23 protein-coding genes are annotated in these 22,089 nt (G+C 66.6%); all 23 read left to right on the top strand.

Features of this window, described 5'->3' with window-relative positions; translation table 11 throughout:
* The first annotated feature begins 67 nt into the window (after positions 1-67).
* The 23 genes from D3874_RS07080 to D3874_RS06975 all read left to right on the top strand — a co-directional run bounded on the left by D3874_RS07080 (position 68) and on the right by D3874_RS06975 (position 22,032).
* Entirely contained in the window at positions 68-826 is a 759-nt protein-coding gene (locus D3874_RS07080; protein WP_199698978.1) for a transporter substrate-binding domain-containing protein, read from the top strand.
* 64 nt (positions 827-890) lie between these two features.
* Positions 891-1,544, top strand: coding sequence for an amino acid ABC transporter permease (locus D3874_RS07075; RefSeq protein ID WP_119777457.1), 654 nt, complete (start codon positions 891-893; stop codon positions 1,542-1,544).
* Positions 1,541-2,356 carry an amino acid ABC transporter ATP-binding protein gene (locus D3874_RS07070; RefSeq protein ID WP_119777456.1) on the top strand — a complete coding sequence of 272 codons (816 nt, stop codon included), beginning with the start codon at positions 1,541-1,543 and terminating at the stop codon, positions 2,354-2,356. The genes D3874_RS07075 and D3874_RS07070 overlap by 4 nt, the downstream gene beginning before the upstream one ends.
* A 44-nt stretch (positions 2,357-2,400) precedes the next feature.
* Positions 2,401-3,309, top strand: a complete 909-nt coding sequence (dapA, locus tag D3874_RS07065) for a 4-hydroxy-tetrahydrodipicolinate synthase (RefSeq protein ID WP_119777455.1) — start codon at positions 2,401-2,403, stop codon at positions 3,307-3,309.
* 7 nt (positions 3,310-3,316) lie between these two features.
* Positions 3,317-4,324: a proline racemase family protein gene (locus tag D3874_RS07060; protein WP_119777454.1), complete on the top strand. Its 1,008-nt coding sequence runs from the start codon at positions 3,317-3,319 to the stop codon at positions 4,322-4,324.
* 13 nt (positions 4,325-4,337) lie between these two features.
* Entirely contained in the window at positions 4,338-5,816 is a 1,479-nt protein-coding gene (locus tag D3874_RS07055; RefSeq protein WP_119777453.1) for an aldehyde dehydrogenase family protein, read from the top strand.
* A gap of 3 nt (positions 5,817-5,819) precedes the next feature.
* Positions 5,820-7,520, top strand: a complete 1,701-nt coding sequence (locus D3874_RS07050; protein WP_119777452.1) for a GMC family oxidoreductase — start codon at positions 5,820-5,822, stop codon at positions 7,518-7,520.
* A 43-nt stretch (positions 7,521-7,563) separates the two neighbouring features.
* Positions 7,564-9,006 carry an aldehyde dehydrogenase family protein gene (locus tag D3874_RS07045; protein ID WP_119777451.1) on the top strand — a complete coding sequence of 481 codons (1,443 nt, stop codon included), beginning with the start codon at positions 7,564-7,566 and terminating at the stop codon, positions 9,004-9,006.
* Between the two features lie 19 nt (positions 9,007-9,025).
* Complete coding sequence (locus D3874_RS29165) at positions 9,026-9,412, top strand: DeoR family transcriptional regulator (protein WP_199698977.1); 387 nt, start codon at positions 9,026-9,028, stop codon at positions 9,410-9,412.
* Positions 9,409-9,681, top strand: coding sequence for a DeoR/GlpR family DNA-binding transcription regulator (locus D3874_RS29160; RefSeq protein WP_199698976.1), 273 nt, complete (start codon positions 9,409-9,411; stop codon positions 9,679-9,681). Before D3874_RS29165 ends, D3874_RS29160 begins: the two co-directional genes overlap by 4 nt.
* A 65-nt stretch (positions 9,682-9,746) precedes the next feature.
* Positions 9,747-11,495 (top strand): ABC transporter substrate-binding protein, encoded by a 1,749-nt coding sequence (locus D3874_RS07035; RefSeq protein ID WP_199698975.1) that lies wholly within the window; start codon positions 9,747-9,749, stop codon positions 11,493-11,495.
* Positions 11,496-11,587: 92 nt separating this feature from the next.
* A complete protein-coding gene (locus D3874_RS07030; protein WP_119777449.1) occupies positions 11,588-12,550 on the top strand; it encodes a carbohydrate ABC transporter permease in 963 nt (320 codons plus the stop codon).
* Entirely contained in the window at positions 12,547-13,506 is a 960-nt protein-coding gene (locus tag D3874_RS07025) for a carbohydrate ABC transporter permease (RefSeq protein ID WP_119777448.1), read from the top strand. The genes D3874_RS07030 and D3874_RS07025 overlap by 4 nt, the downstream gene beginning before the upstream one ends.
* On the top strand, positions 13,503-13,730 hold the full coding sequence (locus tag D3874_RS07020; protein ID WP_199698974.1) for a hypothetical protein: 228 nt from the start codon (positions 13,503-13,505) through the stop codon (positions 13,728-13,730). The genes D3874_RS07025 and D3874_RS07020 overlap by 4 nt, the downstream gene beginning before the upstream one ends.
* 3 nt (positions 13,731-13,733) lie before the next feature.
* Positions 13,734-14,894 (top strand): ABC transporter ATP-binding protein, encoded by a 1,161-nt coding sequence (locus tag D3874_RS07015; RefSeq protein WP_119777447.1) that lies wholly within the window; start codon positions 13,734-13,736, stop codon positions 14,892-14,894.
* Complete coding sequence (locus D3874_RS07010) at positions 14,887-15,912, top strand: ABC transporter ATP-binding protein (protein WP_119777446.1); 1,026 nt, start codon at positions 14,887-14,889, stop codon at positions 15,910-15,912. The genes D3874_RS07015 and D3874_RS07010 overlap by 8 nt, the downstream gene beginning before the upstream one ends.
* 32 nt (positions 15,913-15,944) lie before the next feature.
* A complete protein-coding gene (gene dhaL / locus D3874_RS07005) occupies positions 15,945-16,556 on the top strand; it encodes a dihydroxyacetone kinase subunit DhaL (RefSeq protein WP_119777445.1) in 612 nt (203 codons plus the stop codon).
* Complete coding sequence (gene dhaM / locus D3874_RS07000; RefSeq protein ID WP_119777444.1) at positions 16,553-16,945, top strand: dihydroxyacetone kinase phosphoryl donor subunit DhaM; 393 nt, start codon at positions 16,553-16,555, stop codon at positions 16,943-16,945. The genes dhaL and dhaM overlap by 4 nt, the downstream gene beginning before the upstream one ends.
* Positions 16,942-17,244: an HPr family phosphocarrier protein gene (locus tag D3874_RS06995; RefSeq protein WP_119777443.1), complete on the top strand. Its 303-nt coding sequence runs from the start codon at positions 16,942-16,944 to the stop codon at positions 17,242-17,244. Before dhaM ends, D3874_RS06995 begins: the two co-directional genes overlap by 4 nt.
* A 5-nt stretch (positions 17,245-17,249) precedes the next feature.
* Positions 17,250-18,854, top strand: a complete 1,605-nt coding sequence (locus D3874_RS06990; RefSeq protein ID WP_119777442.1) for a putative PEP-binding protein — start codon at positions 17,250-17,252, stop codon at positions 18,852-18,854.
* The gene (locus D3874_RS06985; protein WP_119777441.1) at positions 18,844-19,302 is read left to right on the top strand and encodes a hypothetical protein; all 459 of its coding nucleotides are present in this window, start codon (positions 18,844-18,846) and stop codon (positions 19,300-19,302) included. Before D3874_RS06990 ends, D3874_RS06985 begins: the two co-directional genes overlap by 11 nt.
* Before the next feature lie 31 nt (positions 19,303-19,333).
* On the top strand, positions 19,334-20,341 hold the full coding sequence (dhaK, locus tag D3874_RS06980) for a dihydroxyacetone kinase subunit DhaK (protein WP_119777440.1): 1,008 nt from the start codon (positions 19,334-19,336) through the stop codon (positions 20,339-20,341).
* 44 nt (positions 20,342-20,385) lie between these two features.
* Positions 20,386-22,032 (top strand): dihydroxyacetone kinase subunit DhaK, encoded by a 1,647-nt coding sequence (locus D3874_RS06975; protein ID WP_119777439.1) that lies wholly within the window; start codon positions 20,386-20,388, stop codon positions 22,030-22,032.
* Positions 22,033-22,089 lie beyond the last annotated feature (57 nt).

Here is a 22,089-nt window from a genome sequence, read left to right as displayed (position 1 = left end):
ACTGCTATCGCTGCCGGCTTTCGTCCTCGCCCTTTTGATGGCGATTGCCCTGACGGCGTCGCACGCCATGGCTGACCCGAATGCCACGCTCGACCGGATCAAGTCGAGCGGCGTGCTCAAATTCCCGGTCATGGTGGGTGAAGAACCCGGCTACATCAAGGATCCCGCCACCGGCAACTGGAGCGGTTTCTACGTGGATTGGGCGACCGACATCGCCACCCTGCTGGGCGTGAAAGTCGAGCCGGTGGAGACAACCTGGGGCAACCTTGCCGCGGACTTCCAGGCAAACAAGATCGACATCGTCTTCGGCCTCAACCCCAATCCCAAGCGCGGCCTGGTGGTCGACTACCTCAATGCGCCGCTCTTCACCGACGCCTGGGCGATCGTCGCCAAGAAGGGCTTCGAGAAGAGGACCTGGGCGGAGTTGAACGATCCCTCGGTGCGCATCGTCGTCCAGAAGGGCGGGACGATGCAGGTCATCGCCGAAGCGCTGACGCCCAAGGCCCAGATCATCCCGGTGGAAGAGCGCCCGCTCGGTGTGCTCGAAATCCAGGCCAATCGCGCCGACGTGATGATCCTCGCCGTGTTCGATGCCATCCAGGTGCAAAAGCAGATCAATGGCGAGGTCATCCTGCCCAAGCCCATGCTGCTCAACCCGGCCATGATCGGCATCAAGCGTGAAGACGGCAACGAAGGCTATGCCAACTGGCTGGTCAACTGGGTCAACCAGCAGCGGGCCCTCGGCCTTGCCCAGGGCAAACTCCATGCCGCCTTCGAAAAGGCCGGGATCGACCTGTCGGTCCTGCCGACCGAATTCAGCTTCTGAGCGTCGGCTCGCGCGCCGGGGTCCCTGCGATCCCGGCGCGCCCGACAAGGGTTGAGGAACAGCCATGTTCGACTGGACGATCCTGGTCACCAACCAGCACCTGCTTTGGTGGGGCTTGGTGACGACGCTGAAATACACGATCGTCACCTCCCTCATCGGGCTCGTGATCGGCCTGGTCGTGACGATGGCGCTGCGTAGTCGCTTTCGCGTGCTGCGCTATGCCGGCCGCGCCTTCGTCGAATTCTTCCGCAACATCCCGCTGCTCGTCTGGCTTTTATGGAGTTACTACGCGCTGCCGATCTTCGGCGGCATCGACATCTCGAAGGAGATGGCCGGCATCGTCGCCCTCAGCCTCTATGTCGCCTCCTACTACGCCGAGATCCTGCGCGCGGGCATCCAGTCGATCGATCGCGGACAGGCAGATGCCTCGCGCGCCCTCGGCATGTCCGAGTTCCAGGCGATGCGCCGGATCATCCTGCCCCAGGCCGTGCGCCGGATGATCCCGCCGCTCTCGGGCCAGACCATCATCCAGATGAAGAACACGACGCTCCTGTCGGTGATCACCATTCCCGACCTGCTTTACCAGGCAAGTTACATCTCCTCCTTCACCTATCGCCCGATGGAGGTCTACACGGCCGTCGGCGTTGGCTTCCTCGTCATCCTGGTGCCGCTGACCTATCTGGCGCGCCGCCTCGAAGCAACGGGAACACGCGCATGAACACCGCCGATCCTCGCGATACCCCGCTGGTCGAGATCGCGGGCCTGCGCAAATCCTACGGGTCCTATGACGTCCTCAAAGGGATCGACCTGACCGTGCGTCGCGGCGAGGTCGTCGCCTTGATCGGATCGAGCGGGTCGGGCAAGACCACACTGCTTCGCTGCGTCAACCTGCTCGAGACGCCCTCCAGCGGCCGCATCAACGTCGATGGCAAGCCGTTCTTTGAGATCAGGGACGGCCAGGACCAGGCCAGGCTCTCGCGCGGGGCGGTCAACGCCATGCGCAGCCGCATCGGCATGGTGTTCCAGCAGTTCAACCTCTTCCCGCACATGGACGTGCTGGCGAATGTGATGGAGGGGCCGCGCACGGTGCTGCGCGAAGCCGACAGCACCAACAGGGCCCGCGCCCTGGACCTGCTCTCCAAGGTCGGCATGGCGGATTTCGCCGACCGGCGGCCCGACCAGCTCTCGGGCGGGCAGAAACAGCGGGTGTCCATCGCCCGCGCGCTGAACATGCAGCCGATGCTGATGCTGTTCGATGAGCCGACCTCGGCGCTCGACCCGGAACTCGTCGGTGAGGTGCTCAAGACCATGATCGACCTCGCCCGCGAGGGCATGACGATGTTGGTCGTCACCCATGAGCTGGGCTTCGCCCTCGAGGTTGCCGATCGGGTGGTGTTCCTCGACGCCGGCACCATCGCAGCCGACGGGACACCGCAAGAGGTGCTGATCCGGCCGCCCAACGAGCGCGTCCGCGCCTTTGTCAACCGCTTCCACGAGACCGCCGAACTGATGAAGCCCCTGATGGGCTGACCTGCCACTTCCCTTTCATTCATGGAAACCAGCGAGATCCGAGCATGAACACTTCCAATTGGCGGGGCATTCACAGTGTCCTCGTCACCCCCTTCGATGCCGTCGGCAAGATCGACTTCAAGCGGTTTGAAGCGCTGGTCGACACCAACATCGCCAACGGCGCCGATGGCGTCATCGTGTGCGGCAGCACGGGCGAGTTCTACACCATGACGGTCGAGGAGCGCGAAGCGCTGTTCAAGGCGACGGTGGCCGCGGCGGACGGCCGGGTGCCGGTCCTGGCGGGCGTCTCCGATCTTCGCACCGACCTCGTCCTCGACCTGTGCCGCCGGGCGGAGACGGCCGGCTGTACCGGCATCCTCGCCCTGCCGCCGATCTACGCCGTTCCCGACGAGCGCGAGGTCGATCACTTCTACCGCGCCGTGGCAGGCGCTTCCGGCCTGCCGGTGATGCTCTACAACAGCCCGCGCCGCATCGGCCTGAACATCGGCCCCGAGCAGGTCGCAAGGCTTGCCGAACTGCCCACCGTCGCCGCGATCAAGGACAGCTCCGGCGATATCGTGCAGGTAACCGAGCTCGCCCGCCGGGTCGGCGGCGAGCTCAGCGTCTTCGTGGGCTATGAGACCATGATCCGCTCGGCCCTGGCGGTCGGCGCGGTCGGCGTCGTCGCGATGGCGCATCAACTGTCCGGCCGTCTGGTCCGTCGCTATTTCGACGCCTGCGCGGCAGGCGACCGGACCACCGCCGACCGTCTGGAACCCGCACTGTTTGCGATCTATCGCTGCTTCCGGACCGGCAGCTACTACGCCGGCATCAAGGCGACCATGAACGCCCTGGGCCAGCCCGTGGGCACACCGCGCGAGCCGCTGCTGCCCTTCACCGACGCCCAGGCCGCCAAGGTCGCGGCGATCCTCGACGAGGCCCATGTGGCCGACGTCATTCATTCTCTGGCGTGAGGCGACCATGCGATCCACCCGCATCATCCAGGGCATCGACAGCCACACGGCAGGTTGCCCGCTGCGCCTGATCACCTCGGGCTTTGGCCCGATCCGCGGCAAGACCATGGTCGAGAAGCGCGCCGATCTGATGAGCCGCGACGAGTTGCGGCAACTGGTGCTGTTTGAACCCCGCGGCAGCTTCAACATGCCGGCGGCAGTCCTGACCGAGGCCTGCTCGCCCGACGCCGATATCGGGATGATCATCCTGGAACCCGACACCTATCCGCCGATGTGCGGTCATTGCGCCATGGCGGTGGCCACGATCGCTGTCGAAGCCGGCTATATCCGCGCCGTCGAAGGCGAAACGCTGGTGCGCCTCGACACGCCGGCCGGGGTCGTGCCGGCCCGCGTGGCCGTCGAGAACGGGCGGGCGGTTTCCGTCACGCTCGAAATGCCCGCGTCCTTTCTCTATCGGCGCGACGTGATGCTGGAAACCCCCAGCTTCGGGCGGGTTCGCGGCGACATCGCCTTCGGCGGCGACTTCTACCTTCTCGTCGATGCGGCACAGCTCGGCCTCGACCTCGTGCCCGAACAGGCCTGGCAACTTGTCGGCGCCGCAGCGGAATTGCGGGCCGCCCTCAAGGACGTGCCGGTACAGCATCCGACGATGGCGCACATCAACGAGATCTACCAGATCGAGCTGACCGGCCCGGGCAACGGCGTCACGTCTGACGCGCGCAACGTCGTGGTCTGCCCGCCGACCGTCATCGACCGCTCGCCCTGCGGCACCGGGACCGCGTCGCGGATGGCGATGCTACACGGCCTGGGACGGATGAAGGCCGGGGACACCCTGCGCCATGCCGGCATCCTCGATACCGTCTTCACCGGCCGGATTACCGGCGAGACCAGGCTTGCCGATACGCCCGCCATCACCTGCACGGTGACCGGCAGCGCCTATCTCACCGGAACCTTCAACTTCCTCCTCGATCCGCACGATCCGTTCCAGGCGGGTTTCCGCCTGACGGGCGTGTGAGGCAGGAACCCCCATGTCCGACAGCTTCGACCCCAACACCCTCGACCTTGCGGCCGATCACATCATCGCCGGACGCCGCATCGGGCGTGGTGGGACGGCGGTGGCGGTCATTCGCCCCGCCGACCATGCCGAGATCGGTATCATCCGTGATGCGGACGAAGCCGTCGTCGACGAAGCCGTCCGTGCGGCGGACGCGGCGCTGCGCACCTCCGGCTGGGCGACGGCGCATCCGCAGGACCGCGCCGCCGTCCTGCGCCGCTGGGCGGATCTCCTCGAGGCCAGGCGCGTCGAATTCGCCCGGCTCGAGGCTGCGACCTCGACCCGACCGATTGCCGAGACCTTGGCGCGCGACGTCATTCGCGCGGCCGGCGCGATCCGCTATTTCGCCGAGTATGCCGACAAGCTCGAAGGCACGGTCGTGGGTACCGGGCCGGGCGACACCTGCATGGTGGTGGCCGAGCCCTACGGCATCGTCGCATCCATCACCGCCTGGAACTTCCCGCTGATCAACGCTGTGTGGAAGTCGGCCCCGGCCCTCGCCGTTGGCAATGCCGTCGTCCTGAAGCCTTCGGAACTGACCCCCTTCTCGGCCGCGCGGCTGGCCGAGATCGCGGTCGAAGCCGGCCTTCCCGTCGGCCTCTTCAACGTGGTACAGGGCCTGGGCCCGACGACCGGTTCGGCGCTCGTGCGCCACCCCCTGATCCGCAAGGTCACCTTCACCGGATCGGCCGCCACGGGGGCCAGGATCATGGCCGATGCGGCGGCGACGGGAACCAAACCCATTACCCTCGAACTGGGTGGCAAATCGCCTCAACTCGTCCTGCAGGATGTGCGCGACCTGGGGCCGGTCGCCCAGAATATCGCCAACGGCTTCCTTGCCAATGCCGGGCAGGTATGCACGGCGGGATCGCGCATCATCGTGGCGCGACGGCATGCGGACGAACTCACCCAGCGCCTGATCGCCCTGGCGAGCGCCCGTCGCCCCGGCCCTACCTGGGAGGAGACGACGACGCTCTCGCCCATCGTCACCGAACGGCAGGCCCAGCGCATCGAGCGGATGCTGGCCGAAACGATCGCCGGCGGCGGCGAGGTCGTCACGGGCGGAGGCCGTTTCAGCAGCCACAACGCCGGCGCCTATTTCGAGCCGACCATCCTGCGCAATGTCGGCGAACACACGGTCGGCTTCCGCGAGGAGTTTTTTGGCCCCGTCGTCGCCCTCTACCCCTTCGACGACGAGGAGGAAGGCATCGCGATGACCAACCATCCATTCTATGCCCTCGCCGCCAGCCTCTACACGGACGACGCCCGCAAGGCGCTGTCGGTGCCCCGCCGCATCGAAGCCGGCACGGTCTGGATCAACACCCATGGCCGGCAGCCCGGCTACGGCCACCCGCAGGGCGGCTTCAATCATTCGGGCTTTGGCAAGGAAATGGGGCGGACAGGGCTCGAGAGCTTCCTGCGTTACAAGACCCTCTGGCATGCGCACGGTTGAGACATGACCTCCCCCACATTCGACTATGTCATCATCGGCGGCGGTGCGGCGGGCGCCGTGCTCGCCGCCCGGCTATCGGAAGAATCACGGCTTTCGGTCGCCTTGATCGAGGCCGGCCCCGACACGCCGCCCGGCAAGGAACCCGCGGACATCCTGGATTCCTATCCCATCGTCGCCTATTTCAACCGGGACTATCACTGGCAGAATCTTCAGGTCCATTTGATGGATCCCGAGGTTCGCGCCACCGCCCCCCGCCGCTACGAGCAGGCGAAGGTCATGGGCGGGGGCACGAGCATCAACGGCATGTTCGCCTTCCGCGGCCTGCCGTGGGATTTCTCGGAATGGGAAGCCAAAGGTGCCGCGGGCTGGGGATGGGATGCCGTCCTGCCCTATTACCGCAAGCTCGAGCGCGACATGACTTTCGGTGCCACGCCGCTCCACGGCGATAGCGGTCCGATGCCGATCCGGCGCATTCCGCGCGCCGACTGGTCGCCGTTCACGCAGGCGACCGCCCGCTCGCTCGAAGACCTCGGCTTCAAGGATATCGGCGACCACAATGGCGACCCGCGTGACGGCTTCTTCCCGATGTCGATCAACAATCCCGACGGCACGCGCATGTCGACGGCCAGGGCCTATCTGACTGCCACGGTGCGGGCCCGGCCCAACCTCACGATCCTGGCCGAGACGGAAGCACGCAGCATCACCTTCGACGGGGTGAGGGCCACGGGCATCGTGGTGCGCGATGCGGCCGGCGAGCGGACGATCGGGGCACGAGAGGTCATCGTCAGCGCCGGCGCGATGCAGACGCCGCCCCTGCTGATGCGGGCGGGGATCGGTCCTGCTGCGCATCTGCGCGAACATGGCATCGCGGTGCGCGCCGATCGGCGCGGCGTCGGCGCCAATTTGCAGGACCACCCCATGGTGGCGCTTGCGGCCTATTTGCGGCCCGGCAACCGGCTGCCGTCGAGCATGCGCCGGCACATTCAGATGGGCTTGCGCTATACCTCCGGGGTGGCGAACACGACCCCCGGCGACATGTTCATCCTGCCCTCGAACCGCGCCGCCTGGCATCCGCTCGGCAAACGCCTGGCATCGATCCTGGTGTGCGTGAACAAGCCCTACTCGACCGGCCTGGTGCGCCTGACGGGTGCCAGCCCCGACGCTGCGCCGTTCATCAATTTCCGCCAGCTTTCGGACGAACGCGACCTCGTGCGGCTCGAGGACGGCATGAAGCGGCTGTCGACCATCATCTCCTCGCCGGCGATGACGGGCGTCATCGCCGAAATCTTCCCCGCGAGCTTCTCGGAGCGGGTGAGAAAGCTCGGCGCCGTCAACCGCAAGAACTGGTTCCTGACCCTGCTCGCCGCCGGCGTGATGGGCACGGGATCGCTGGCGCGCAAAACCATGATCGAGACACTCATCAGCCCCGACGCCAGCGTGCGCGATCTGATGGCGTCCGATAACACGCTCCGCGACTGGATCGTGGAGAATGCCTGCGGAAGCTGGCATGCGAGCGGCACTTGCCGGCTCGGCCGCGCCGACGACCCCGATGCCGTCGTCGATCCGCACGCCCGCGTGATCGGCGTCGGCGGTCTGCGCGTCGTCGATGCCTCGATCATGCCCAGCGTCGTCAGCGCCAACACCATGCTGACGACCATCATGGCCGCCGAGAAGGTCGCCGACGACATCAAGGCCGGCCAGTGACACCCCCGGCGAAGCATCCAGTTATGTTCAAGAAGGATTTGCCATGAACGCCATTGTCCAGAATATGATCGGCGGTCGCCGCAGCGTGCCCGGCGGCACCGAACGCTACCGCGCCATCAATCCCGCCAGGCTCGACGATATCGTCGCTGATTATACCTTCTCCTCCGCCTCCGACGTCGAGGCGGCCGTCGAGGCGGCACGGGACGCTGCCCAGTCGTGGCGTGAGACCTCGGCAATCGCACGCGGGGAAATCCTCACCAAGGCCGGCATTCTGCTTCGCTCGCGCGCCAAGGACCTCGGCGCCCTGATGACGCGCGAAATGGGCAAGCCGCTCGCCGAGGCGGTGGGCGAGGCCGACTATGCCGGCAAGGTCCTGCAATTCTATGGCGCCGAAGCGCAGCGGCCGGCCGGCGAGACGCTGCACTCCGGCCGGCCCAACGTCCATTACTACACGGTTCGCGAGCCGATCGGCATCGTCGGCGCCATCACACCATGGAACTTTCCGTTCTCGATCGCCTGCTGGAAGCTCGGCCCGGCCCTGGTCAGCGGCAACACCGTGGTCTGGAAGCCGGCGCCGCACCATCCCGGTTGCTCGCAGGCGGTGCTGGACCTGCTGATGGAGGCCGGCCTGCCGGAGGGCGTCGTCAACCTGGTGCATGGCGGTGCCGAGACCGGCGGTGCCATCGTCGGCGATACGCGGATTGCCGGCGTCTCCTTCACCGGCTCCACGCCGGTAGGCCAGAGCATCTATCGCCAGGTGTCCGCCCGCCTCGCCCGCGCCCAGTGCGAGATGGGGGGCAAGAACGCTCTCTATGTCCACGGCCAGGCCGATCTCGACAAGGCCGTGATGTTGACGGTCGAAGGGGCCTTCCGCAGCGCCGGCCAGAAATGCACGGCGACGAGCCGAGTCCTCGTCGACAAGGCGATCGAAGCTGCGTTCGTCGACAAGCTCTTGAGCCGTGTTGCGGAACTCAAGGCCGGCGATCCCCTGGATCCCGCGACTTTCCTTGGACCGGTGGTCGACGATCGGCAGTTCGGCAAGGTACGCGGCCATATCGGCGCGGCCATCGCGGCGGGCCATCCGCTGCTGGCCGGCGGGGCTCAGGCCCCCGCCGAAAACGGCTATTTCGTTGCGCCGACGGTGTTCGGCAATGTCGCACCGGACGCCGCCATCGCGCGCGAGGAGATCTTTGGCCCGGTCGTGGCCCTCATCCCGGTCGCCGGGCTCGAGGCCGCCGTGGACACCGTGAACGGCACAGCCTACGGCCTCAGCGCCACCATCGTCACCCGCGACCTGGAAGCCGCACACCGCTTTGCGCGGTCGGTCGACACGGGGGTGGTGGGGGTGAACCTGCCGACGGCGGGTGTCGAACTCCATGCGCCCTTCGGCGGCTGGAAGGGCTCGGGCCTCGGCGTGCCGGAGCAGGGCCTCAAGATCCTGGATTTCTATACCAAGTGGCGCAGCGTCGCGATGCAGTTCGCCTGAAGTGGCTAATCCAGGCTGATTGTGTATCTGTCCACAAATCTCGGGTAGCGGCGGCTGGGGTTACGGGCTTGCTTCCACCGCCGCTTCCCAGCTCCTGGAGGCATCGACGCTGCGGGCGTCCAAGCTGGCCACGGTGCTCAGCGTCTCGGGCGAAACCATCCGCCGCGACCTGTTGGAGCTCCAGGAACAGGGGCTGATCAACCGCACCTACGGCGGGGCCTCGCGCCCCTTCGCGCTGGAGCCGGCGCGCAGCGACCGCCGGCGCGTCATGGTCCCCGAACGCGAGGCCATCGCCGCCGCGGTCTCGGCCATGATCCTGCCGAAAGAGGTGCTGATGCTGGGCGGCGGGGCCACCACCTATCACGTCGCCCGCTTTCTGGCGGCGCGCAATCGCGACATCACGTGATCACCCACGATTTCGCCAGCGCCAGCGCGCTCGGCACCAATCCCACGATCCGCATGCTGTGCTGCGCTGGGCGCCTGCAGGCCGGCGAGGGCTATCTCCTGGGCTCGCAGGCCATCGCCAGCATCAACGGCTATGAAGCCAATCGCGCCATCGTCGGCGCCACCGGAATCTGCGTGCGTGGCATCTACGACGCCGACGAGGAGGCCGGCGCGCTCTATGCGGCGATGATCAAGCGGGCCGCCGCCACGATCGTGGTCGCCACCCCGTGAGGCCATCGGGTGCCAACCCCACCCGGCACCACGCCGTACCCAGCGTTGCACAGGAGCCGACCGCCATGCATAACCCTGGAATTCGCGACCGGCTCACGATACAGCGGCAGATCCGGATCGGCCGGCTCTTCCTCGATATCGCCGTCGCCGAGCCGCGACTGGTCCGACACCGCACCGGGTTAATAGCGCGGCCGACTTGCAATCAGGACACTTCGGTCCCACCCGGAGATGTCACCGACGCGCCTGCTTGTCCAGCCATCGACCGACCTGCCGGCATGCACCAAGGGCCCGAGCGGCAGACGGCCGCTGTTCTGCTCATACCTCGCCACTTGACATGTTTAGTATATTCAATTTCACTAAACAAGCTGCTTAACAGAGCGAACGTCTCTGAACCAGCGATCGGCGCCCATCTCTCTTGTTCATGGCGAGGGTTCGAGCGGGCGGCGAGAGGAAACGGTCAATCTCGGATCCCAAGGAGGACAATCATGTATTCCCTGAGGACGCTGGCGTTCGCCAGCGCTGTCGCCGCGTCCGCCCTGTTCTCCACGGCCGACGCCCATGCTGAGGCCAAGACGATCACGCTTTGTTGGGCGGCCTGGGATCCAGCCAATGCGCTGGTCGAACTGTCCAAGGACTTCACGGCCAAGACGGGCACGAGCGTCAAGTTCGAATTGGTGCCGTGGCCAAACTTCGCCGACCGTATGCTGAACGAGCTGAACTCGAAGGGGCAACTTTGCGACCTGATGATCGGCGACAGCCAGTGGATCGGCGGCTCGGCCGAGAACGGTCACTATGTGAAGCTCAACGATTTCTTCGACAAGGAGGGAATCAAGATGAGCGACTTCCTCCCCGCCACGGTCGAGGGCTATGCGACCTGGCCGAAGGGAACGGAGAACTACTGGGCGCTGCCCGCGATGGGCGATGCCGTCGGCTGGACCTATCGCAAGGACTGGTTCGCCCGTCCGGCCATCCAGGCCGAATTCAAGGCGAAGTACGGGCGCGACCTGGCGCCGCCCAAGACGCTGACGGAGCTGAAACAGACCGCCGAATTCTTCCAGGGCCGGGAGATCGACGGCAAGAAGATCTACGGCGCCTCGATCTACACCGAGCGCGGCTCGGAAGGCATTACCATGGGGGTGACGAATGCCCTCTATCCATTCGGCTTCCAGTACCAGGATCCCGCGAAGCCCTACGCCATGGAAGGCTTCGTGAACTCACCTGAGGCCGTTGCCGGGCTCGAGTTCTACAAGTCGCTCTTCAAGTGCTGCACGCCTCCAGGCGCTTCCAACAGCTACATGCAGGAAGGTCTCGACGCCTTCAAGTCGGGGCAGGTTGCGATGCAGATGAACTTCTTCGCCTTCTTCCCCGGCCTTTACAAGGATCCGAACGTAGGCGGTGACAAGATCGGTTTCTTCGTCAATCCCGGTGAGAAAACGGTGGGCTCCCAACTCGGTGGCCAAGGGATTTCCGTGGTCAGCTACTCCCAGAACCGCAACGAGGCCCTGGCGTACATCAAATGGTTCGCCGACCCCGAGATTCAGAAGCGGTGGTGGGCGCTAGGCGGGTATTCCTGCCACAAGGCGGTCCTTGGCGACCCGAATTTCCCCAACACGGCGCCCTTCGCCGCCGACTTCCTCACCGCCATGGGCCAGGTTCGCGACTTCTGGCAGGAGCCGTCCTACGCTCAGCTGCTTCAGGCCATGCAGCGCCGGGTACACGACTATGTCGTCGCCGACCAGGGGACGGCCAAGCAGGCACTCGACCTCCTGATCCAGGATTGGACCAAGGTCTTCAAGGAGGACGACAAGATCTGACCGCCCGCGCGGACACGGCGGGCATCCCGCCGTGTCCCTCCTCGCAATCGAGCGCGGCCGAGCGTATGCGGCGCCAGCGGAGACCGTGATCCATGAACCAAGCGCCACTTATTCCCGGCTTTGTCACAAGGGCCGCCGCGGCAACGCCCGCCGGTATCGCCTCTCGCATGCGGGGCCTTTCCGATAGCGCCATCGCCTGGCTCTTCATCACGCCGACGATGCTGCTGCTGCTGGCGATCAACCTCTTCCCGCTGCTCTGGACGATCCAGCTCTCCTTTACGAACTACCGGGCGAACCGGCCGAACGCGCCGGTGCGCGGCGTTGGCCTTGACCATTACGAAGCCATCCTCACCGATCCCGACATCTGGCTGCGGATGCAGGCAACCGCCCACTTCGTGTTCTGGACCATCCTGCTCCAGACCGTGATCGGCTTCGCCCTCGCCTATCTCATCGACCGCAAGTTCCGCGGCCACGGCTTCTGGACCACCTTGATCCTCATCCCGATGATGCTCTCGCCCGCCGTGGTCGGGAATTTTTGGACGTTCCTCTACCAGCCGCAGATCGGCCTGTTCAACTACGTCGTAGCCTTCTTTTCAGGGATTGAGCCTTCCTCGTTTCAGATGCTCGGCGATGTGGATTTGAGCCCCTGGGCGATCATCATCGTCGATACCTGGATGTGGACGCCTTATGTCATGCTGATCTGCCTCGCAGGGCTGCGTTCCATTCCTGATTACATCTACGAGGCCGCCGAGGTCGACCGCGCCTCCAACTGGCGTCAGTTCGTCTCGATCACCCTGCCGATGTGCCTGCCCTTCATCATGCTGGCGGTGCTGTTCCGAGGCATCGAGAACTTCAAGATGTTCGATCTTGTGAACCTGCTCACCGCCGGCGGGCCGGGTTCGACGACGGAATTCGCCTCGATCACGCTCAAGCGTGCCGCCTTCGAAGCCTGGCGGACCGGGTATTCCTCGGCCTTCGCCGTGATCATGTTCGTGATGATTTTCGGCCTGGCGAACATCTACGTGAAGGCCCTCAACCAGGTGAAGGCCCGATGAGCGCGACCGCCCATTCCGTCGTCCAACCGTCGACCGGCGCGAAGCTCGCCGCCAGCGTCGTCGTCGTGCTCTACGCTCTGGTCGCCTTGGTCCCCCTCGTCTGGATCGGGCTCACCAGCATCAAGACACCGCAGGACTCCATCGCCTATCCCCCGAAGGTGGTTCCCTTCGTCGACTTCACTCCCTCCATCGAAGGCTTCTGCAGCCTGTTCACCACCCGCTCGCGCCAGACGCCCGAATACATCGCGAGCCTGCCGCCGCCGCAAGGCGCCTGCGAGGAGGTGGCGCGGTCGCGCAGCATGGTGGTGGTCGGCTCGTCGAACTACGTGCCGCGCTTCGTCAACTCGCTCATCATCGCCTTCGGCTCGACCGCGCTTTCCATCGTGCTGGGGACCGCCACGGCCTATGCGTTCTCGCGCTTCCGCGTGCCGCTGAAGGACGATCTCCTGTTTTTCATCCTGTCGACACGGATGATGCCGCCGATCGCCGTCGCCATCCCGATCTTCCTGATGTACCGCGAACTCGGCCTGTCCGACACCAGGCTGGGGATGATCCTGCTCTACACCTCGGTCAACGTTTCCCTCGCGGTCTGGCTGTTGAAAGGCTTCATCGACGAGATCCCGCGGGAATACGAGGAGGCGGCCATGATCGATGGCTACACGCGCCTCCAGGCGTTCCGGATGGTCGTGCTGCCGCAAGCCACGACAGGCATCGTCGCCACCGCGATTTTCTGCCTGATCTTCTCCTGGAACGAATACGCCTTCGCGGTCCTCTTGACCTCGGGCGCGGCGCAGACAGCGCCGCCCTTCATCCCGATCATCATCGGCGAGGGCGGCCAGGACTGGCCGGCGGTGGCGGCCGGCACCGCCCTGTTCCTGCTACCCATCCTTGTCTTCACCGTGCTGCTGCGCAAACACCTCCTGCGGGGTATCACTTTCGGCGCGGTGCGCAAATGACCACAGACACCCCGGACATGGCGGCACCAAACCGCCCGCCGCCCCGCTCGCGCTGGCCCCGCTGGCTGCGGCGACGGCCCATGGAAACGATCGCGACGGTGCTCATCGCCGCGGGCGTCGTGATGCTGCTGCAGCCCTTCGCCCTCATTCTCTATACCTATTCCTTCGCAACCACGCTCGCGGGCGTCGTGATGTTCACGGCCGTCTCGAAGTTTCCGGAGTGAGCCATGGCCGAGATCCGGGTTGAGAACCTCGTCAAGCAGTTCGACGCCTTCACCGCCGTGAGGGACACCAGCTTCACCGTGCCCGACGGCGACTTTTTCTGCCTGCTCGGCCCCTCGGGCTGCGGCAAGACCACGACTCTGCGGATGGTGGCGGGCCTGGAACTGCCCACTTCCGGCCGCATCCATCTCGACAACCAGGACGTCACCTTCAAGCGGGCAAGAGAGCGGGACATCGCCATGGTGTTCCAGCTCTTCGCCCTTTACCCGCACATGAACGTACGCCGTAACATCGCCTTCCCGCTCGTCTCGGTCGGCACGCCGAAGAAGGAGATCCGGCGCCGGGTGGACGAGGCGGCACGAACGCTGCGGATCGAACACCTGCTCGACCTGCCCGTGTCCGGGCTCTCCGGCGGCGATCGCCAGCGGGTGGCGCTGGGGCGCGCCCTGGTGCGCCAGCCCAAGGCGTTCATGATGGACGAACCACTCGGTGCGCTCGATGCCGAATTCCGTCACATCATGTGCGGCGAGCTGCGCGCCATGCATGACCGGCTCAAGGCGACGACTGTCTACGTGACCCACGACCAACTGGAGGCCATGTCCATGGCCGACGTGATTGCCGTCATGAACGGCGGGTGCATAGAGCAGCTGGCACCGCCGCAGGAGATCTACGATCGTCCGGCCTCGATTTTCGTGGGCGAATTCATCGGTTCCCCGGCCATGAACTTCCTGCGGTTCGAGGGCGCCGTGGAACTGGGTGCGGCCCAGGTAACAGTGGGCGGTATCCGGGTCGCCATCCCGGCGCCCCGCGAGGGGCGTCCATCGGGCCCCCTGGCTCTCGGGGTCCGGCCCGAACATGTCGGCCTTGTAAGCGAGGGCGGCATCCGCGGGGAGGTCATCGGCATCGAGTACCTTGGCACCAATCAGATCGCCACGGTTGTCACTACTCACGGCATGGTCAAGGCTCGGCTGCCCGCTTCCGACGCGGTGTCGCTGGGCGAGCCTGTCGGGCTTGCCTTCAGATCCACCAAGCTGTCCCTTTTCGCCGGCGATACCGGCAAGGTCATTCGCTCGGCCCTGCACGACACGCCGCATTCCCGCCACGAATCCCTGCGGCGCGGGAACGCGAGAGTTGCCGCCCACGCCAATGGAGCCGCACATGTCTGAGATCGTTGTCCAGCACCTGACCAAGCGCTTCGGGTCGGTAACAGCGCTGCAGGACGCTTCGCTCACCATCGGAGACGGCGAGTTCATCGTCCTTCTTGGCCCCACGGGGGCCGGGAAGACGACGATGCTGCGCCTTGTCGCGGGCCTCGATCGCCCCGACGAAGGCCGGATCCTGATCAATGGCGCCGATGTCACCCGCGCGCCGCCGGCCGCCCGCGACATCACCTTCGTTTTCCAGCAGTACTCGCTCTATCCGCACCTCACGGTCTACGAGAACCTGGCCTTCCCGCTTCGCTCCCCCGTGCGAAAGATGCCCGAAGCGGAGATCCGCCGCGTTGTGCAGAACGTCGCCGAGCTCCTGCGGATCGCCGACAAGCTTCAGAACCGGGCCACCCAACTGTCGGGCGGCCAGATGCAGCGCGTGGCGATCGGCCGGGCGCTGGTGCGCCGACCGGCGATTGCGTTGATGGACGAGCCGCTATCCTCCCTCGATGCCAAGCTGCGCGCGGACCTGCGCATCGAGCTCAAGCGGATCCAGCAGGATCTCGGCGAGACCCTGCTCTACGTGACACACGACCAGACCGAGGCAATGACGCTCGCCACGCGCATCGGCGTGCTGCGGGACGGCCACCTCGTCCAGGTGGGCACGCCGCGGGAGATCTACGAGAACCCGGCCGACGTCTATGTCGCGGGACGGCTCGGCCATCCGCCCATCAACCTGCTGCCCAGGCGTCTTTTTCCCGACTTCCCCGCGCCGGGCGCGGCGGCGACGGTCGGCGTGCGTACCGAGCATCTCCAGATCGCCAAGGTGAACGGTCATAAGGGCGCCGGGCCTGCGGGCAGGGTGACCTGGATCGAGCATCTGGGAGATCAGAACAATATCCACGTAGCGATCGAGGACCAGGAGACCGTCAGCCTGGTCGATCCCGACACGCCGCTTGCCGTAGGCGATCTCGTGAGCGTCAGCCTGCACAGGCCCCTCTTCTTCGACCGCGCCGGCGCTCGCGTGCAGGCCTGATCCCGTCCCACCAGCATGACCCAGGCAATCCCATGACCCCTGCCACCCAACACGCACTGATCGCCGCCATGGCGGAAACGATCATCGCCCACACCGACGATCTCACCGCGCTGGACCTGGCGATCGGCGACGGCGATCACGGGCTGAACATGCGGCGTGGCTTCGAGGCCGTGCTCGCGGACATCGACAATCTCGCTGGCCAGCCCCTCCCGGAGGCGCTGAAAAGCCTTGGCACCACCCTGGTTATGAAGGTCGGGGGCGCGTCGGGCCCGCTCTATGGCACCCTGTTCATCACCCTTGCCAAGGAGCTGCCGGCCGAACCCACCGTCACCGACGCCGCGGCCGCCCTCGACAAGGCGATCGCGGCGGTGAAGGCGCGCGGCAAATCGGAACCCGGGCAGAAGACGATGCTGGATGTGCTCGTCCCGGTACAGCAGGCGCTGGCGCTGGGCGGGGGCAACCTGGCCAGGCGCCTTCCCGCCGTGGCCGAGGAAGCCGCACGGGCGACCGTCCCCATGCATGCCATCCGTGGCCGCGCGTCGTTCCTCGGGGCGCGGTCGGTCGGACACATGGATCCCGGCGCGTGCTCGTCGGCATTCCTCGTCGCGGCGGCCTGCGGCGTATTGGAGGGTGCGTGCGCATGACCCAGAACGTCGGAATCGTGATCGTCTCCCATTCTCCCAAGGTTGCCGAGGGCGCAGCCGACATGGTCCGCCAGATGGTGGGCGACAGCGTCCCCATCGCCTTCGCCGGCGGCAACCCGGAAGGTGGCATCGGCACGGACGTCGGTGCAATCATGGCCGCCATCGACGCGGCCTGGTCGCAAGCCGGCGTCGCCATTCTCGTCGACCTCGGCGGCGCCGAGACGAACAGCGAAATGGCGATCGAGATGATGCGTGAAGACCAGCGGTCCCGCATCGTCATTTGCAACGCCCCGATCGTCGAGGGGGCCGTCATGGCGGCGACCGAGGCCTCAGGGGGCTCGGACCTGGCAAAGGTAAAGGCTGCCGCCGAGGAGTTGATGGCACTATGAAGTTCACGCCAGAAAACAAGACGACCGAATTGACAGCGTCTGTCCTCCTCACCAACGAGGTCGGCCTGCACGCCCGCCCGTCTGTCAAGCTGACGCAATCCGCCAAGCGCTTCCGGGCGCGGCTCGAGGTCGCCACGGCACCCGACGGCCCCTGGGTGGACGCGAAGAGCCCGGTCAAGATCATGCGCGTGAAGGCCGCCAAGGGCGAAACCCTGTATTTTCGCGCCTCGGGAGCCGATGCCTTTGAGGCCTTGGATGCGCTCATCGACCTGGTCAAACGCCGGTTCGACGAGGAGTGAGGCCGATGGAGCGAGCGGTTTCGGGGCTCGGCGCTGCCGCGGGCGTGGCTGTTGGCACCGCCTGCCCGATCCATGCGATCGCCGCCGCCGAACGCGAGGCCGGGTCGCCGGACGACGAACGGGCGGCGATCGCGAATGCTATTCAAGCAGCAGCAGCCGAGCTTGCCACCCTCGTCGCCGCCCAGTCGGGAGAGGCAGCGGAGATCCTTGGTTTCCAGGGCGCGATGCTCGAGGACGAGGCCCTGGCGGAGGGCGCATTCGCCGCGATCGCCGACGGTGCTGCTGCTCACGACGCCTGGACCGCGGCGCTTGATGTGGAAATCGCCGGCTACCTCGCGGCGGATGACCCCTATTTCCAAGCGCGGTCGAGCGACCTCGTCGACATCCGCGACCGGGTACTGCGCCACCTTTTCGGCCTCGATGAATTCAAGGCCGAACCCGGCGCGGTCCTGGTGGCCGAGGATCTGCAACCTTCGCAGTTCCTGGCGATGGACTGGTCCCACGGCGGCGCCATCGCGCTCGGCGCAGGCAGTCCGCAGAGTCATGTCGCCATGCTGGCGCGCGCCCGCGCCGTGCCCATGGTGGTGGGCCTAGGCCCTGCTTGGGAAGCGCTGTCAGGCCTGCTCGCGGTCGACGGCGATGCGGGGCTGGTGATCGTCGACCCCTCGCCCGCGACGCTCGCCACGACGCAGCGGCGGGTGGCAGCGCGCCGCGAGGCAGCGGGGGAGGCCGAGCGACGGCGGTTGGAGCCGGCCATCACCCGCGACGGCGTCCTGGTGCAGGTTTCAATCAACGTCGCGGGCCTCGACGACATCGCCGGCTTGCCCGTCGAGGCGTGCGATGGCATCGGGCTTACGCGCACCGAGTTCCTCGCCATGAGTTCCATCGACGACGAGGAGCGCCAATTCGCCCTCTACCGCGCGCTCGTGCGCTGGGCAAAAGGGCGCCCTGTCACCATCCGTACGCTCGACGCTGGCGGCGACAAGCCGATCCCGGGCTACACCGCCGACAATGAGAGCAACCCGTTTCTCGGCCTGCGCGGAATCCGCCTGTCGCTGCGACACCCCGACCGGTTCGGCGTGCAGTTGCGCGCGCTGGCCCGCGCCGCCGCCGAGGGGCCGGTCCGGATCATGCTGCCCATGGTGACGCGGCAGGACGAGATCGACGATGCCGCCCGGCTCCTCGACCGCGCCGTGGGCGAATTGCGCGCTTGCGGGATTGCCCATGCCCGGCCCCAGCTCGGGGTCATGGTCGAGGTTCCCGCCCTCGCCTTCGCGATCGCTCAGATTCGCGCCGACTTCCTGTCGATCGGCTCCAATGATCTCACCCAATACGCTGCCGCCGCCGCCCGGGACAACCCGGCGGTCTCATCCTACGCGGACACGCTTCACCCCGGCATTCTGGGCCTGATCGGCCATGTCGCGCGGTACGGCTCGACCGGGGGCCGGCCGGTCAGCCTGTGCGGCGATGCCGGCGCCGACCCGCGGGCGATCCCGGCCTTGTTGCGCGCGGGCTTGCGCAGCCTCTCGGTCGCACCGGGCCTGGTCGCCGCGACGAAGGCCTCGATCCGGGCGGTCGACCTGTCGCAGGAGCCTGAACATGGACTCTGAACCGGACTCGCCCGGCGGCCCCGACGCGCTCTCGCCCTTGGCGCGGTACAAGACCATCCTGCGCGGGATCGTGGACAACAGACCCTCAGGCACCCGCCAGCGGCTCGCCGAGGCGCTGGGCAAGAACCGCAGCTTCATCTCGCAGATCGTCAACCCGGCCTACTCGACGCCGATCCCGGCGCAGCACCTGGAGACAATCTTCCAGATTTGTCACGTCACGCCCGTGGAGCGGGCGGCATTTCTGGCTGCCTACCGGGAGGCGCATCCCGGCCGCCTGGAAGTCGTGAGCGGTCCGCGCGCCATGCGCGAGGTTACGATCAGCATACCGGACTTTGGCAATGCTGCCCTCAACGCGCGCGCCGAGGCCTTGATACGCTCGCTCGCAACCGGGCTCGCCGGCCTGCTGCAATCCGACGACGACGATCCCGAGGCCCGAGCGCTGACTTGAACGGGCTCGATCGACAAACAGGGGGACAACAATGAAGAAACTGATCAATTCCGTCGATACGGTCCTGAGCGAATCCCTCCAGGGCTTGCTTGCCACGCACGGCGATATCCTGAGCCTCGGGGAAGACTTCAAATTCGTGCGCCGGCGTGACGTGGTGCGGACCAAGGTCGCCCTGATCTCGGGCGGTGGCTCGGGCCACGAGCCGCTGCATGTCGGTTTCGTCGGCCGCGGGATGCTGGATGCCGCCTGTCCCGGCCAGGTCTTCACCTCGCCGACCCCGGACCAGATGGTCGCAGCCGTCGACGCGGTCTCGGGCGCACCCGGCACCCTGTTTATCGTGAAGAACTACGAAGGCGATGTGATGAACTTCGAGATGGCGGCGGAGATGGTGGCCGGTCCCGTCGCCAGCATCATCGTCGACGACGATATCGCGGTGAAGACCTCGCCCCATTCGACCGGGCGCCGCGGTGTCGCGGGCACCCTTGCGGTCGAACGCATCGTCGGTGCCGCGGCGGAGCAAGGCCGCGATCTCGAGACCCTGGCCGCGCTCGGGCGCACGGTCAACATGCGTACCCGGTCGATGGGGGTGGCGCTCACCTCCTGCACGGTGCCGGCCGTCGGCCGGCCGACCTTCTCGCTGGGCGAGGACGAGATGGAGATGGGCGTCGGGATCCATGGCGAGCCGGGTTGCCGCCGCCAGCGAATGGCTTCCGCCGACGAGATTGCCGACGAACTCCTTACCCCGGTTCTGGACGACCTCGCGCCACCCCGGGGAACCCCTTGCCTGCTCATCGTCAACGGCTTCGGCGGCACGCCCATGATGGAGCTCTACCTCATGGCGAACAGCGCCGCGCGCATCCTCGCCGCACACGGCCTGATCCTCGCCCGAAGCCTGGTCGGCTCTTTCGTGACCTCACTCGAGATGGCGGGCTGCTCGCTCACGGTGACCACAATGGACGAGGAAGCGCTGGCGCTCTGGGACTCGCCCGTCCACACGGCCGCCCTCAGGTGGGAAGCCCCCGGCCTCGCCCAAGCATGATCTGAGCATGGTCCGTCGCCCCTTCATTCCAAGCGAGGCTTCGAATGCGACACTTCATCAACGCTACCGATGCCATTGTGGCCGAGGCCCTGGATGGCCTGCTCCTGTCTTCGGCCGACCGCGGCCTGGCGCGCCTGGACGGTTATCCGGAGATCAAGGTCGTCCTTCGCGCCAACCGTGATCCCAAAACCGTCGCGGTGGTTTCAGGGGGTGGGTCCGGCCATGAGCCCGCCCATACGGGATTCGTCGGCGAAGGGCTGCTGGACGCGGCTGTGTGCGGGGACATCTTCGCATCGCCAACGGTCGACGCGGTGTTCGCGGCAATCCTCAGCGTGACCGGACCCGCCGGATGCCTGCTGATCGTGAAAAACTATGTCGGCGACCGTCTCAATTTCGGCCTCGCCGCCGAACGGGCGCGCGCGCTCGGCCGGCAGGTCGAGATGGTGATCGTCGCCGACGATGTCGCGATCCCGGACAACCCGCGACCGCGCGGGATCGCCGGAACCATCTTCGTGCACAAGGCTGCCGGATACGCCGCCCAGCGCGGCCTCTCCCTGGCGCAGGTGCGTGCCGCCGCCGAGGACGCGGCCCGCTCGGTTCGGTCGCTCGGCGTCGCAACCAGCATGTGCTCGATCCCGGGCCGTGTTCACGAAGACCGGATCGGCCCCGGCGAGGCCGAACTCGGGCTGGGTATTCACGGCGAGCCGGGTGCGGTGCGCATAGCACTGCCCGCGGCCGCGGACCTCGTCACCGAAATGCTCGGCCGGTTCGGGCCGGAGATCCAGACGGCCCCCCGATTGGCGTTGCTCGTCAACAATCTGGGAGGGGTACCCGCGCTCGAAATGGCGATCATCGTCCGTGAGATTTTAAGGAGCTCTATCGGCGCGCGCATCGAGTGGATCCTCGGCCCGGCGCCGGCCGTCACCGCCCTCGACATGCGTGGGTTCTCCCTGTCGCTGATGCCTATCGGCGATGAGACGGTCACCATGCTGACGGCACCGGTCGGGGTACCGGCATGGCCCATCCCCCGACAAGTTGCAAAGACTGTCCGGATCCTTCCGCTACCGGCGGAACTCTCATCAACTCCGGAGCAGCCTTCCGAGAATGCGGCCGCGCGAGGAATGCTGGAGAGCATCTGCACGACGCTGATGGCGGCACAGGCCGATCTCGACGGCCTGGATGCCCGCGTCGGCGACGGCGACACCGGCTCGACCTTCGCCACCGCGGCGCGGCGCATTTACGCGGATTTGGACGCCTTGCCGCTCGCGCACCCCGGCGCGCTCTGCCGTGCGCTTTCGGAGCGCCTGTCCCGCGTGATGGGGGGCTCGAGCGGCGTTCTTCTGTCGACCTTCGTCGCCGCCGTCGGCGTGGCCCTCACGCAGGGCGCGGATCTCGCGACAGCCCTTCTAGCCGGTGCCGCGCGCGTGCAGCACTACGGCGGGGCGCGCGCCGGCGACCGGACCATGCTCGACGCGCTTCTCCCGGCGATCGAGACACTGGCCGCGGGGCGCGACCTCGCCTCGGCCGCGGCGGCGGCACGCATCGGCGCTGATGGGACGGCGAACATGCCATCGGCCCGCGCGGGGCGCGCGAGCTACGTCGGCAGCACGGACTTGCTTGGGGTTGTCGACCCCGGTGCCGAAGCCGTGGCCCGCGTCTTTGGCGCTGTGGCCAGCGCTGGGGCGATGTAACGGGGGCGGTCCAGGATCAAAAACCCCAGCGTACTGTTGGCTGCTGGGGTTTTGGTG

Source organism: Oleomonas cavernae, assembly GCF_003590945.1.
GTDB lineage: Bacteria > Pseudomonadota > Alphaproteobacteria > Zavarziniales > Zavarziniaceae > Zavarzinia > Zavarzinia cavernae.
The sequence above is the reverse complement of the archived record's forward strand: the minus strand, read 5'-3'. Positions and strand labels throughout refer to the sequence as shown.